This window comes from Streptomyces sp. NPDC058045 (genome assembly GCF_042885635.1).
In the GTDB taxonomy this organism is placed as follows: Bacteria; Actinomycetota; Actinomycetes; order Streptomycetales; family Streptomycetaceae; genus Streptomyces.
The window spans coordinates 16,098-29,312 of sequence record NZ_JBHVRR010000021.1 but is presented as its reverse complement, the minus strand read 5'-3'; the positions used below and the strand labels follow the sequence as shown (position 1 = coordinate 29,312).

At 71.5% G+C, this 13,215-nt stretch carries 9 protein-coding genes and 3 tRNA genes; 4 read left to right on the top strand and 8 right to left on the bottom strand.

The genetic code is table 11. From position 1 onward, the window contains the following. Nucleotides 1–13 precede the first annotated feature (13 nt). From purF to purS, 5 genes are all read right to left on the bottom strand, one after another. Nucleotides 14–1,549 (bottom strand): amidophosphoribosyltransferase, encoded by a 1,536-nt coding sequence (gene purF / locus ACFVST_RS15320; protein WP_390150985.1) that lies wholly within the window; start codon nucleotides 1,547–1,549, stop codon nucleotides 14–16. A 222-nt stretch (nucleotides 1,550–1,771) separates the two neighbouring features. Then, nucleotides 1,772–2,569 carry a sterol carrier family protein gene (locus ACFVST_RS15315; protein ID WP_390150981.1) on the bottom strand — a complete coding sequence of 266 codons (798 nt, stop codon included), beginning with the start codon at nucleotides 2,567–2,569 and terminating at the stop codon, nucleotides 1,772–1,774. A 136-nt stretch (nucleotides 2,570–2,705) separates the two neighbouring features. Next, complete coding sequence (purL, locus tag ACFVST_RS15310) at nucleotides 2,706–4,979, bottom strand: phosphoribosylformylglycinamidine synthase subunit PurL (protein ID WP_390150979.1); 2,274 nt, start codon at nucleotides 4,977–4,979, stop codon at nucleotides 2,706–2,708. Then, entirely contained in the window at nucleotides 4,976–5,671 is a 696-nt protein-coding gene (purQ, locus tag ACFVST_RS15305; protein ID WP_390150976.1) for a phosphoribosylformylglycinamidine synthase subunit PurQ, read from the bottom strand. Before purQ ends, purL begins: the two co-directional genes overlap by 4 nt. Continuing rightward, entirely contained in the window at nucleotides 5,668–5,919 is a 252-nt protein-coding gene (gene purS / locus ACFVST_RS15300; RefSeq protein ID WP_390150973.1) for a phosphoribosylformylglycinamidine synthase subunit PurS, read from the bottom strand. Before purS ends, purQ begins: the two co-directional genes overlap by 4 nt. Before the next feature lie 476 nt (nucleotides 5,920–6,395). Here purS and ACFVST_RS15295 point away from each other — a divergent pair, with 476 nt between their 5' ends. From ACFVST_RS15295 to ACFVST_RS15280, 4 genes are all read left to right on the top strand, one after another. Further along, nucleotides 6,396–6,731 carry an Lsr2 family protein gene (locus ACFVST_RS15295; RefSeq protein ID WP_390150970.1) on the top strand — a complete coding sequence of 112 codons (336 nt, stop codon included), beginning with the start codon at nucleotides 6,396–6,398 and terminating at the stop codon, nucleotides 6,729–6,731. Nucleotides 6,732–6,885: 154 nt separating this feature from the next. Then, nucleotides 6,886–6,957: transfer RNA gene (locus ACFVST_RS15290), tRNA-Gly, on the top strand. Nucleotides 6,958–7,054: 97 nt separating this feature from the next. Beyond that, nucleotides 7,055–7,130 (top strand) — tRNA-Gly (locus ACFVST_RS15285). A 177-nt stretch (nucleotides 7,131–7,307) separates the two neighbouring features. Next, nucleotides 7,308–7,380: transfer RNA gene (locus tag ACFVST_RS15280), tRNA-Gly, on the top strand. A gap of 58 nt (nucleotides 7,381–7,438) precedes the next feature. Here ACFVST_RS15280 and ACFVST_RS15275 read toward each other — a convergent pair. The 3 genes from ACFVST_RS15275 to ACFVST_RS15265 all read right to left on the bottom strand — a co-directional run bounded on the left by ACFVST_RS15275 (nucleotide 7,439) and on the right by ACFVST_RS15265 (nucleotide 12,784). Next, on the bottom strand, nucleotides 7,439–8,338 hold the full coding sequence (locus tag ACFVST_RS15275) for a phosphoribosylaminoimidazolesuccinocarboxamide synthase (protein ID WP_390150968.1): 900 nt from the start codon (nucleotides 8,336–8,338) through the stop codon (nucleotides 7,439–7,441). Between the two features lie 230 nt (nucleotides 8,339–8,568). Further along, nucleotides 8,569–10,254, bottom strand: coding sequence for a N,N-dimethylformamidase beta subunit family domain-containing protein (locus ACFVST_RS15270; RefSeq protein ID WP_390150965.1), 1,686 nt, complete (start codon nucleotides 10,252–10,254; stop codon nucleotides 8,569–8,571). Nucleotides 10,255–10,786: 532 nt separating this feature from the next. Continuing rightward, nucleotides 10,787–12,784, bottom strand: a complete 1,998-nt coding sequence (locus ACFVST_RS15265) for a hypothetical protein (protein WP_390150963.1) — start codon at nucleotides 12,782–12,784, stop codon at nucleotides 10,787–10,789. Nucleotides 12,785–13,215: the final 431 nt, after the last annotated feature.

Here is a 13,215-nt window from a genome sequence, read left to right as displayed (position 1 = left end):
GGGGCGCCGCGGGCTACGGGCGGCGGAGCGCGTCGGTCGCGGCGGTGGCCGCGGGGCCCGCCGCGAGTTCGGTCTCCAGGAGCTGCTTGCCGAGCAGCTCGGGGTCGGGCAGCTCCATCGGGTACTCGCCGTCGAAACAGGCCCGGCACAGATCGGGCTTGGCGATGGTGGTCGCCTCGATCATGCCGTCGATGGAGATGTACGAGAGGGAGTCGGCCCCCAGGGAGGCGCCGATCTCCTTGATGCTCATGCCGTTGGCGATCAGCTCGGCGCGGGTGGCGAAGTCGATGCCGAAGAAGCAGGGCCACTTCACCGGCGGCGAGGAGATCCGGATGTGCACCTCGGCGGCGCCGGCCTCGCGGAGCATCTTCACCAGGGCGCGCTGGGTGTTGCCGCGGACGATGGAGTCGTCCACGACGACCAGCCGCTTGCCCTTGATGACTTCCTTCAGCGGATTCAGCTTGAGCCTGATGCCGAGCTGGCGGATGGTCTGCGAGGGCTGGATGAAGGTGCGGCCCACATAGGCGTTCTTCACCAGGCCGTTGCCGAAGGGGATGCCGGAGGCCTCGGCGTAGCCGACGGCGGCGGGGGTGCCGGACTCCGGTGTCGCTATCACCAGGTCGGCTTCGACCGGTGCTTCCCTGGCGAGCTTGCGGCCCATCTCCACGCGGGAGAGGTAGACGTTCCGCCCGGCGATGTCGGTGTCGGGGCGCGCCAGATAGACGTACTCGAAGACGCAGCCCTTGGGGCGGGCCTCGCCGAAGCGAGTGGTGCGCAGGCCGTTCTCGTCGATGGCGACGAACTCGCCGGGCTCGATCTCGCGGACGAAGCTCGCGCCGCAGATGTCGAGCGCGGCGGTCTCGGAGGCGATCACCCAGCCGCGCTCCAGCCGGCCGAGGACCAGCGGGCGGATGCCCTGCGGGTCACGGGCGGCGTACAGGGTGTGGTCGTCCATGAAGGCGAGCGAGAAGGCGCCGCGGAGCTCGGGCAGTACGCGCTTGGCGGCCTCTTCGACGGTGAGCGGCTTGCCCTCGGCTTCGCCGCTGTCGGTCTGGCCGGCCAGCAGCGCGGTGATCAGGTCGGTGTCGTTGGTGGCGGCGACCCGGGTGGCGCGGCCGTTCTCGCTCGGCAGGTCGGCCACCATCTCGGCGAGCTGGGCCGTGTTGACCAGGTTGCCGTTGTGGCCGAGGGCGATGGAGCCGTGGCCGGTGGCGCGGAAGGTGGGCTGCGCGTTCTCCCACACCGAGGCGCCGGTGGTGGAGTAGCGGGCGTGGCCCACCGCTATATGGCCTTGCAGGGAGCCGAGAGAGGTCTCGTCGAAGACCTGGGAGACCAGGCCCATGTCCTTGAAGACGAGGATCTGGGAGCCGTTGCTGACCGCGATTCCCGCGGATTCCTGGCCTCGATGCTGGAGGGCGTAGAGCCCGAAGTAAGTGAGTTTGGCGACCTCTTCGCCCGGAGCCCAGACACCGAAGACGCCACAAGCGTCCTGGGGGCCCTTCTCACCGGGGAGCAGGTCGTGGCTGAGTCGTCCGTCACCACGTGGCACGGCACCGAGTGTAGGCGAGATCGACCACTGGTCCGAATTGCCGCCGCCGGAATTGAACATTCCGCACACGCTGGGTAGTTGGCTCATCGCTCACCGTCTAGGGAATCCGGTCTCTCACCGGGTTGTCGGGGCTGACAGGGGGCTCGGGGCTGTGACGGGACCCACAGGCGCGGGGCGGCCGGCGGAGGTTCGGAGGCTCGGGGCGGGCATGACCAGTGGCGCTCAGTGCAGGATCGGTAGGAGTCCGGAGAGGTCGGCGCGTTCGCCGCTGGCGTGCACCCGGGCCGCCGTCCGCTCCTCGGCCCAGGTGGTGCGGCCCGTCGCCAGCCGGATCCAGGTGAGCGGATCGGTCTCCACCACGTTGGGCGGGGTGCCGCGGGTGTGGCGGGGGCCCTCGACGCACTGGACGACGGCGAACGGCGGCACCCGCACCTCCGTGGCCCCGCCCGGTGCCGCCGCGGCCAGCGCGTCCGCCAGCAGCCGGGTGCAGATCGCCAACGCGCCGCGGTCCAGCGGGACTTCGGTGCCGGTGGCGCGGGACAGGTCGTCGCAGTGCACCACCAACTCGACGGTGCGGGTGACGAGATAGTCGGCGAGCCGCATCCCGCCGGTGCGGGTCTCCAGCACCCGATCGTCCGGCGCCTCGGGGAGCCGCTGGGTCAACTCCCCTTCCACCGCCGCGAACAGGGCGTCCGGATCCGGGTGCGCGGCGGCGAGCGCCCGGGTGTCCTGGTCGACGGCGGCGGCGCGGGAGGCGGTGGAGCGGGGCCAGTCGACCAGCTCCAGCGTGGGCGCCGGTGGCTCCGGCCCGTCCAGCAGCCGCAGCACCGCCCCCGGCGCCATGGCCAGATGGGCGGCCAACTCCCGCACCGTCCACTCCCCGAGGCCCGAGGGCGCGGCCAACTGCCCGTCCGTCAAGGCCCGTACGGCGATGCGGGCATGGGCGAACTGGGCGAGGAGGGCAGCCCTGGTCCTCGCGGGATCGTAGGTGCGGGGGCGTTTCTTCCTGGTGGGAGGCATACCCGGACCTTACGGCCGCGCCCGCTCCCCCGTGGTGGCCTGTGGATAACTCCGCCGGCACACCCTGTGGACAACGCCGAGGGCCCGCCCGCAGCAAGCGGACGGGCCCTCGACCGACCCCGGAGCGGGCGGCGTACTACGCCAGCAGCCCCGGAATCGTCGCCTCATGTGCGGTGCGCAACTCGGCCAGCGGCAGCGCGAATTGGCCCTGCACCTCTACCGCCGCGCCGTCCGACTCGACGCCGTCCACCACGCCGATCCGCGTCACGGGCAGCCCCCGCGCCCCGCACATATCGGTGAACCGCAGCTCCTCGGAACGCGGCACCGCCACCACGGCGCGCCCCGCCGACTCGGAGAAGAGGAAGGTGAAGACATCCAGACCGTCCGGCACCACCAGCCGCGCCCCGTGCCCGCCGAGCAGGCAGGACTCGACCACGGCCTGCACCAGACCGCCGTCCGACAGATCGTGCGCCGCGTCCACCATGCCGTCCCGCGAGGCCGAGATCAGGATCTCCGCCAGCAGCCGCTCCCGGTCCAGGTCCACCTGCGGCGGCAGCCCGCCGAGGTGCCCGTGCACCACCTGCGACCAGGCCGAACCACCGAACTCCTGCCGGGTCTCCCCCAGCAGGTACAGCAGTTGGCCCTCCTCGGCGAACGCCACCGGTGTGCGCCGCGCCACATCGTCGATCACCCCGAGCACCGCGACCACCGGCGTCGGATGGATCGCCGCCTCGCCGGTCTGGTTGTACAGCGACACATTGCCGCCGGTGACCGGCGTGCCCAGCTCCAGGCAGCCGTCCGCCAGCCCGCGGATCGCCTCCGCGAACTGCCACATCACGGCCGGGTCCTCCGGCGAGCCGAAGTTCAGGCAGTCCGACACGGCCAGCGGCCTGGCCCCCGTCGTCGCCACATTCCGGTACGCCTCGGCCAGCGCGAGCTGCGCGCCCGCGTACGGGTCGAGCTTCGCGTAGCGGCCGTTGCCGTCCGTGGCCAGGGCCACGCCGAGGCCGGACTCCTCGTCGATGCGGATCATGCCGGAGTCCTCCGGCTGCGCCAGCACCGTGTTGCCCTGCACGAAGTGGTCGTACTGGGAGGTGATCCAGGCCTTGGACGCCTGGTTCGGGGAGGCCACCAACTGGAGGACCTGCTCGCGGAGTTCGCTTGCGTCCGCGGGGCGGGGCAGCTTGTCGGCGGTGTCCGCCTGGAGCGCGTCCTGCCACTCGGGGCGGGCCAGCGGCCGCTCGTAGACGGGGCCCTCGTGGGCGACGGTCCGCGGATCGACGTCCACGATCCGGCCGCCGTGCCAGAAGATCTCCAGCCGGTCGCCGTCCGTGACCTCACCGATGACGGTGGCGATCACATCCCACTTCTCGCAGATGGCGAGGAAGCGGTCCACCTTCTCCGGCTCGACGACCGCGCACATCCGCTCCTGCGACTCGCTCATGAGGATCTCCTCCGGCGAGAGCGTGGAGTCGCGCAGCGGTACGTCGTCCAGGGTGACGCGCATTCCGCCCGAGCCGTTGGACGCCAGCTCCGAGGTGGCGCAGGACAGACCGGCCGCACCGAGGTCCTGGATGCCGACGACGAGCTTCTCCGCGAACGCCTCCAGCGTGCACTCGATCAGCAGCTTCTCCTGGAACGGGTCGCCGACCTGGACCGCGGGACGCTTCGAGGGCTTGGCGTCGTCAAAGGTCTCGGAGGCGAGGATCGAGGCCCCGCCGATGCCGTCGCCGCCGGTCCTGGCGCCGTACAGGATGACCTTGTTGCCGGTGCCGGAGGCCTTCGCCAGGTGGATGTCCTCGTGCCGCATCACACCGATGGCACCGGCGTTGACCAGCGGATTTCCCTGGTAGCAGGCGTCGAAGACGACCTCGCCGCCGATGTTCGGCAGGCCCAGGCAGTTGCCGTAGCCGCCGATGCCGGCGACCACTCCGGGCAGTACCCGCTTGGTGTCCGGGTGGTCGGCCGCGCCGAAGCGCAGCGGGTCCACCACGGCGACCGGGCGGGCGCCCATGGCGATGATGTCCCGCACGATGCCGCCGACCCCGGTGGCCGCGCCCTGGTAGGGCTCGACGTAGGAGGGGTGGTTGTGCGACTCGACCTTGAAGGTGACGGCATAGCCCTGGCCGACGTCGACCACGCCGGCGTTCTCACCGATGCCCACCAGCATCGCCTCGGACTGCGGGGCCTTCTCGCCGAACTGGCGCAGATGCACCTTGGACGACTTGTACGAGCAGTGCTCGGACCACATGACCGAGTACATGGCCAGCTCGGCACCGGTCGGACGGCGGCCCAGGATCTCCCGGACCCGCTCGTACTCGTCCTTCTTCAGGCCGAGTTCGGCCCAGGGCTGCTCGACGTCGGGGGTCTCGGCCGCGTGCTCGACCGTGTCCAGGGGGAGGCGGCTCATGCGCTGACCAGCTTCTTGAGGATCGAGGTGAAGAACGGCAGACCGTCGGTGCGGCCGCTGCCGACCAGCGGTTCGGTGGCGTGCTCCGGGTGCGGCATCAGACCGACCACATTGCCCGCCTCATTGGTGATGCCGGCGATGTCGCGCAGCGAACCGTTCGGATTCAGGTCCAGGTAGCGGAAGGCGACCCGGCCCTCCGCCTCCAGCATGTCGAGAGTGCGTTCATCGGCCACATAACGCCCGTCCATGTTCTTGAGCGGGATGTGGATCTCCTGACCCGTCCGGTAATCGGCCGTCCAGGCGGTCTCCGCGTTCTCCACCCGGAGCTTCTGATCGCGGCAGATGAAATGAAGGTGGTCGTTCCCCAGCATCGCGCCGGGCAGCAGATGCGCCTCGGTGAGTACCTGGAAGCCATTGCAGATACCGAGCACCGGCATTCCCGCACGGGCCTGGTCGATGATCGTTTCCATCACCGGCGAGAAGCGGGAGATCGCACCCGCCCGCAGATAGTCGCCGTAACTGAATCCGCCGGGCAGCACGATCGCGTCGACCTGCTTGAGGTCCTTGTCCTTGTGCCAGAGCGGCACCGCCTCGGCCCCGGCCAGACGGATCGCCCGCCGGGTGTCCCGGTCGTCGAGGCTGCCGGGGAAGGTGACGACGCCGATACGGGTGGTGGACGGGCCGGAGGTCACTTCGCCTCCTCCACCTTCACGGTGAAGTCCTCGATCACGGTGTTGGCGAGGAAGGATTCCGCGAGCTCATGGACGCGGGCGAGCGCGGCGTCGTCCACCGGCCCGTCCACCTCAAGCTCGAAACGCTTTCCCTGACGTACGTCGGAGATGCCCTCGAAGCCGAGGCGCGGCAGCGCACGCTGCACGGCCTGCCCCTGGGGGTCGAGGATCTCCGGCTTGAGCATGACGTCGACTACGACGCGTGCCACTGGCACTCCCGGTGGTGTTGCTGGATGCTGAGCAGGTCGCTTCAGCGTACCCGCACAAAAAGTCTACGCGGGTAGATTATGGACTAACCGACGAGATCCGGATCACACACGACCAGCACACCGCATCCCTTTCACCGAAAATCCCGGGACACTCCCCGGAAACACCCCGCCCTCCGGCCCGACGGCAGGCAATGTCTACGCCGGTCACACTCAATCCCCGCCCCCGACCAGCCGGAAAACCCGACGGACACGCTGGTGGATTAATCAACTCTTCCCCCCGCCACACCCCGCACGGTAGAAAGGGAAATGACACCGCCCGGAAATCGCCGAAGAACCGGCGTACCGGTCTCGTTCGCGCATCCCATCACCGGCCAATGCTCATGAGGGCAGGTCAACGCGGCGATATCGGTCCGGACCGGGCGAGGATTGTCACACGGAGACGTCTTCCAGGGATGTCCCAGGAAGGGACCGTATTCATGGCGCAGCAAGTCGTGGTCACCCTCTACGACGACATCGACGGCGGAGAAGCGGCGGAAACCGTCGCCTTCGGCCTTGACGGCATGTCATATGAGATCGACCTGAATCTCACCAACGCGAAAAAACTCCGCAAAGCGCTGGCCCCGTATGTGCACGCGGGACGCAAGCGCGCGGCAGGCGCCGGCGGAAAGGCCCGCCCCGCTCCCACCACGCACACCACGCTCGCCCCGGACCCGGCGGCCGTCCGCGCCTGGGCCCGGTCGCACCGTATGGACCTCCCGCCGCGGGGCCGTATCCCCAAGGCGGTCTACGAGGCCTTCGCCGCGGCCCAGTGAGCGAGCGGGGCATCCGGCGCGGGGCGGTCCGGACGCCCGGCGCCGCTGCCGCCCGCCCGTGCCCAGGCGACTTGCGCAGCACCCCTGTTGATCAGCTAGAGTCTGGAGCACGCCGAGGGGCACGGACCGAAAGGACCGGATCCCGAGGAGTCATGCGGGTGTAGTTCAGTAGTAGAACACCCCCTTTCCAAGGGGGAGGCGCAGTGTGCGATCCCTGTCACCCGCTCTGCATCGCCTCACGGTCCATAAATGCGGTCAACGCATCCGGATGGATCGGGTAGGCTGGTGCCTGCGCCGGTCGGTGAGAGCCGATCGGAGGCAATGCGGACGTAGCTCAGCTGGTAGAGCGCAACCTTGCCAAGGTTGAGGTCGCGAGTTCGAACCTCGTCGTCCGCTCCAGACCGAAGCCCCGGTGGCCCAACCACCGGGGCTTCGTCATGCCCGGGTATCCGGCACCCGAGGGCAGGCACTCAGCGCCGAACTCGCCCTGTTCCGGGGGGAGTTCGGCCTGCCGAACTGGTGCGTCTCGCGGTCTCACGCGGTTGGGTATAGTGACGTTCGCGCTCAAGGGCGTATGCGGACGTAGCTCAGCTGGTAGAGCGCAACCTTGCCAAGGTTGAGGTCGCGAGTTCGAACCTCGTCGTCCGCTCCGGATCGAAGCCCCGGTGGTCCTGCCACCGGGGCTTCGTCGTGTGCACCCGCTGGTCCTAGGACCAGCGGGTGCCGGTGAGGCGTTCGTAGGCCTCGATGTACTTGGTGCGGGTGGCGTCGACCACCCGCTCGGGCAGGGGTGGGGGCGGCTGCTCGCTGCGGCGGTCCCAGCCGGACTCCGCCGAGGTCAGCCAGTCCCGGACGTACTGCTTGTCGAAGGAGGGCTGGGGCCGGCCCGGCTGCCAGGTGTCGGCGGGCCAGAACCGCGAGGAGTCCGGGGTCAGCACCTCGTCCGCCAGGACCAGGGTCTCGCCGTCGAAGCCGAACTCGAACTTGGTGTCGGCGAGGATGATGCCGCGCTCCCGCGCGATGTCCCGGCCCCGGCCGTACACGGCGAGCGTCGCCTGCCGCAGTTGGGCCGCGGTCTCCGCACCGACCTGCCGGGCGACCTCCTCGTACGAGACGTTCTCGTCGTGGTCGCCGACGGCGGCCTTGGTGGCGGGGGTGAAGATCGGGGCGGGCAGTTCGGAGCCGTCGACCAGGCCCTCGGGCAGGGCGAGGCCGCAGACGGTGCGCGAGCGGTCGTACTCGATGAGGCCGGAGCCGGTGAGGTAGCCGCGGGCCACGCATTCGACGGGGGCCATGGCGAGCGAGCGGCAGACCAGGGTGCGGCCCGCCCAGTCGGCGGGGGCACCGGGCGGGAGTTCGGTGCTCAGTACGTGGTTGGGGACCAAGTCGGCGAGCTGGTCGAACCACCAGAGGGAGAGCTGGGTGAGGACCCGGCCCTTGTCGGGGATCTCCGTGGGCAGCACCCAGTCGTAGGCGGAGATACGGTCGCTCGCGACCATCACGAGGTCGCCCGCCTCGTTGCGGTACAGCTCGCGCACCTTGCCGGTGTGGAGATGCAGCAGGCCCGGAACCTGCGGTGGTTCGGGCTTCGCTACGAATCCGGACACGGTTCCTCCCCGTGGTGGTATCCAATGCGTCGATTCTCCCGTATGCGGCCGGGCACGGCTCGGCCAGGGGTCCACCGACGTGCGCAAACGCCCCCGCCCCGGCCGGGACCGCGCCGGCCGCGATGTCGGAGTGGGGCCGGGGCCAGGAGGGCACCACGGCGCGCGGCGGGGAGCGGGAGCGGCTGCTGCGGGAGTGGGCGGGGCGGAAGTGGCGGGCAGGCGGGCGGGATTCAGTCGCGTTTGCAGATGCGGTCGAGGAGGTTCGCGGTGGCGCGCTGGACCCGGGGGTCGACATGGCCGGGGCGGTCCAGCGCCGGTGACCAGGCGAAGGTGCCGGAGGCGAAGACCAGGGCGCCGGACGGGGCCCGGTAGAGCGAGGTCTCCTGGTGCCGGGTGGCGCCCTCGCCGTCCTGGTAGGGCGAGTGCGCCAGGAGGATGCGGTCCTGGTGGGCGGGGAGCGGGACGCGCGGGAAGTACCGGTCGGCCTCGCCGGCGACGAGGCCGGGGAGCCGATCGCCCTCCCGGGCGCCGGTGGCCTCCCACAGCCAGTGGTCCGCGTTGCGCACCACCAGCGGCGACGGCTCCCGCACCCGGCCCGCGTACTGGATGCCGATCAGCTCCTGCTCCGGGCGGTCCATCTCGCGCCAGAGGGCGGGGCGGCCGGGGCCGCGGCGCTTGCGGCAGGTCAGCAGGCGGTCCGGCACCCCGGCCGGGGAGGGGCCCAACTCCACTTGCCAGTACATGGTGTTGGCCGAGAGGAAGACCAGCGAGGTGCCGTGGTCCCGCGCCGCCTCGGTGGTGCGGCGCATCTCGGTGGACCAGTACTCGTCATGGCCGGGGAAGACCAGGCCGCGGTAGCGCGTGGGGTCGACGCGGCCGGCGTGCAGGTCCCGGGTGTCGGCGTAGGAGAGGTCGTAGCCGTAGCGCTCGGCCCAGCGGATGAAGTCGTAGGCGTGGCCCACGTGGAGGGGGAGGCCGGCGCCCGCGTAGGGCCGGTCGAAGGAGACGGTGACGGCGGCCTCGCGCTCGCCGAGGAGCCCGCCGTGCTCGTCCCAGGCGTGGTAGAGGCTGGCACCGGTGCGGCCGTCCTCCGGGTAGAGGTTGTAGGCCTGCCAGGTGATGTCGGGCAGGATCAGCAGCAGATCGGCCGGCCGGTCGTCGCGGACGGTGAACGGGATGTGGGAGCGGTAGCCGTCGGCGGTGGTGAGGACGGCGACATGGGCGCCGACGTCCCAGTCCTCGGGGACCTGGAGGCGCCAGGAGAGCCACCAGTGGTGGCAGGAGACCGTGCGGTCGGCGGCGAGCGGCGCGGGCTGCACGATGCCGGACAGCCGGGGACTGGTGGTGATCTTGGAGGCGCCGTCGCCGCCGTAGTGCCCGATGCGGTAGACGTCCACGCCGAACTGCTGCGGCGGGTCGACCGTGACATGGAAGTCGAGGGCCTCCCCGGGGGCGACCGCGCTCTGCGAGGCGAAGCCCTTGATCTGGCGGTGCACATCGTCGGCGGTACGGGGGCCGGAGGCGGGGCGCTGGTGGGGGATGTCGGCGCCGGGCGCGGTCGCGTGGTCCACATACCAGGGCACCACATGGCCGGTGTCGTCGAAGTAGTGCTCACTGCCGCGGAGCCAGGGCAACGGGCCTTGTCCGAAAGGGTCGTTGACCGCGTGCGCCAGGGCGCCCGACTCCCAGCGGCCCGGGTGCCCCCCGGCCCGCGGCGGACCGGCGACCGGGACGGAACGCTGGGCCGGGGTCTCGGCGGAGGGGGTGCGGGCGGGTGTGCCGGTGGGTGGCGGGGGTGTGCCAGTCGGTGGCTCGGGGGTGCTCGCCGGTGGCGTGGGGTGGCCGGCCGGTGGCGTGGGGGTGGGGGAGGTGGTCCGCGGTGGCTGCGGAGGCCCGGCTGAGTCCGGTCGTCCCATGGCTGCTCCCCTCCCTCGGCCCCCGGTGGTACTCGTCCCGATGCGCCGTGCTGTGCGGATGCGTTGCGGTGTGGATGCCGTAGCTACTACGTGGCTGCCGTCCTTGTGGGTTCGTCGCCGTGTGGATGCCTCGCCGTGTGGATGTGGTGGCCGGTGTCGCGGTGGCCGGTGTCGCGGTGGCCGGTGCCGTACTCGATGCGTGCTCTGTCCTGATGCGTGCCGGTCGGGTGCCCACCCCAAGCACATCACATTGCGCACGCACTTCGTCACCCTTCGTCGTGAACAGGCGTCAACTGGAAGGCATTTCTCCCCTTTTCTTGGGGAACCGATCTCGCCCTTCGGGGGGACGGAAGGGGCTTGTTCGTACGGGAGGGGGTCGCTTGTACGGAGGAGGCTGCCGGAGGGGGCGTGTGTGGGCTGCCGGTGCGGAGGGGGTGGCGGGGTCCGCTGGGCAGGGTTGTTGAACGGGCGCCGCTGCGTGGTGTGTTGGGCGCGGTGGCGTGTGTTGGGCGATGCTCTCGGGGCGTTCGGCTCAGACGAGGCGTATCGGCTTCTCGGAGCGGATGCCGTGGCGGGCGAGCCAGTCGCGCAGCGGCTCCGCGTCGCCCGCCTCCACCAGCCGGGTCACCAACTGCGGGAGTTCCTTCGCCCGTTCACCGCCGACCAGGAGTGCGGGGCCGTCCAGCCAGTCCAACCCGGGCTCGGCCCCGGCGGTGTCGACGGCCGCGCAGCACACCGTGGCGGTGATGTGGTCCACCAGCAAGTCCCGTCCGCTACGCGGCGGTTGCACCGGGAACATCGGCAGCTCCACGCCGAACTGCAAGGCCTCGTCCGGCCCCTGCACCGCACCGGGCGGCGGGTCAGAGGCGGGGCGCGGCGAGGTCGCCTCCTCCCGGGCCAGCTCGGCGCTGATCCCGGCGGCCAGCTCAGCCCCCCGCCCGTCACCGAAGGCCTCGGCCTCGGACAACTCCTCCGGGAAGATGCCGCCCTCGCCCTCGTCGCCCTCCCCGCCCGCGGCGGACGCGCCGCCCGCACCGGGCAACGCCCCTTCCGCTACGGGGAGTTCCCCCGCCCCGGCATCCGCCCCGGCATCCGATGGCCGCCCACCGGAATCGTGCGCCGCCTCGGCCCGCGTTGCCACTCCTGCCTCGGACGCCGCCCCACCGGTTCCCGCTTCGGAGGACGGCTCGGATGCCGCCTCGTCGGTGGTGAGGTGCAGCATCACCCGGGCGAGGGTGGGAACGGTGGCCGCCGTTGACACCGCGGTGCCGCCCGCCGCAAGCTGCGGGTGCCGTATCCCGAGCCGGTCCAGTACGCGGTGCAGCCGGGCCGCGTCGAGGCGCCAGGCGCGGTCCACCACCTCGTCGGGGTACTCCTGCCAGTCGACCGGCGTCCAGTCGGGGCCGGGCTGCGCGGGGCCGCCGTGGAAGAGGTGCGCCGCCAGCAGCGAGGTGGACTCGTCCACCGTGCCCGGCTCCTCCAGCAGATCGCAGGCGGGGCGCTCGGCCAGCCGGGAGGTGAAGCCCTCCGCGAGCCGGTCCCGCCGGGACAGCTCGGTGAGCGCGGCCACCACACCCACGTCCAACTGGGCCGGCCAGCGCCCCATCCGCCAGGCGGGCAGCGCCACCCTGGTCAGCAGCCGGTCCCAGCCCGCGTAGGCCAGGCCGACCTGCTCCTGGGCGGCGACCCGCAGCCCGTGATCCACACCCTGTGCACGATGCGCCGCGGCGGCCGCAACCCCGCGCTCCATCTCCGCCGCATGTCCCCGGCAGCGGTCCAGCAGCAGCCGCGCCACCGAGCCCGCGCCCCGCGACACGACCCCCACCGCACCCCGTCCGGGCGCCGCGGCCCCGGCCACCGCCGCGTCGAGACCTCGTACGAAGCGGCGGGCGGCGGCTATGTCGGGGTGCGCGGCGGGACCGGTACCAGCCACCACCGGTGCGAGCACCGCCCGCAGCTCGGCCACCCGCATCCACCACAGGAACGGCGACCCTATGACCAGGACCGGCGCCGCGGCCCCGTCCCGCGCCCCACCACCGGCGCAATCCGCTCTTCCCGCGCCGCCCGCCTCACCGCCCCCGGGACCGCGGGTGGCACGGCCTCGGGGGACGGTGGCGTGGGCGGGATGGGTGCGGTCCTCCAGCCAGCTATCGCAGTCCGGGGTGAGCGCTATCGCCGAGGGCGCCGGCACCCCCAACTGGTCCGCCAGATCGCGCACCAGGCGGTACAGATCGGGGGCCGCCTCCTCGCTGACCGGGACCGTCGGGCTGACGGCCGGCCGGGACCTGGCCACCACCAGGCCGATCACCACCGCGGCGAGCAGGGCGACCGCGGCGACCACCGCCACCACCCAGCGCACCGCGTCCCAGCCCGGCCCGCGGAAGAAACCGGAGGTGTCACCGGCGAAGAGCACCACGGCCACGGCCGCGGGCAGCAGCGCGAGAGCCGTCGCCCTGCCGCGCACCCGCAGCACCGCCAGCGCATGGGAGCGTGCGGACTGCGCACCGACCTTCACCGCCGTACCGGACACGACCGGATGTCACCCCCTTCTGCACGGCCCGCCCGGCAGGTGCTGACCCAGCCACTGCCGGCGAGCGCCCATGGCGTTGCCCACTCCCCCACTGTGGCACCGCCCACTGACATCGCAATGCCGGTGAGCCAGGTGAGCCAAGTACCGGACTGCTTGCGCCGCACCATAGTTGGGGCCCTGGCCGGCGTCAGCCCGATAGACAACCGCTCACTCGATGGAATGGCTCGGGGCAGAGCTGCGTGACACCTGGCCGGTTCCCGGGTCGAACTCCACGACAGGGCAGTCGACATACATGGAGGAGAGATGACGCAGCCGACAGCGCAGGTGGGCCGGGTGACGATGTCCAGGCCCGAGCCGAAGAAGCGTCCGTACACCGCCGAGCACACCGGGCCACCGACGTCACGGACACGGGCGGGCGACGAGGGCGGAGA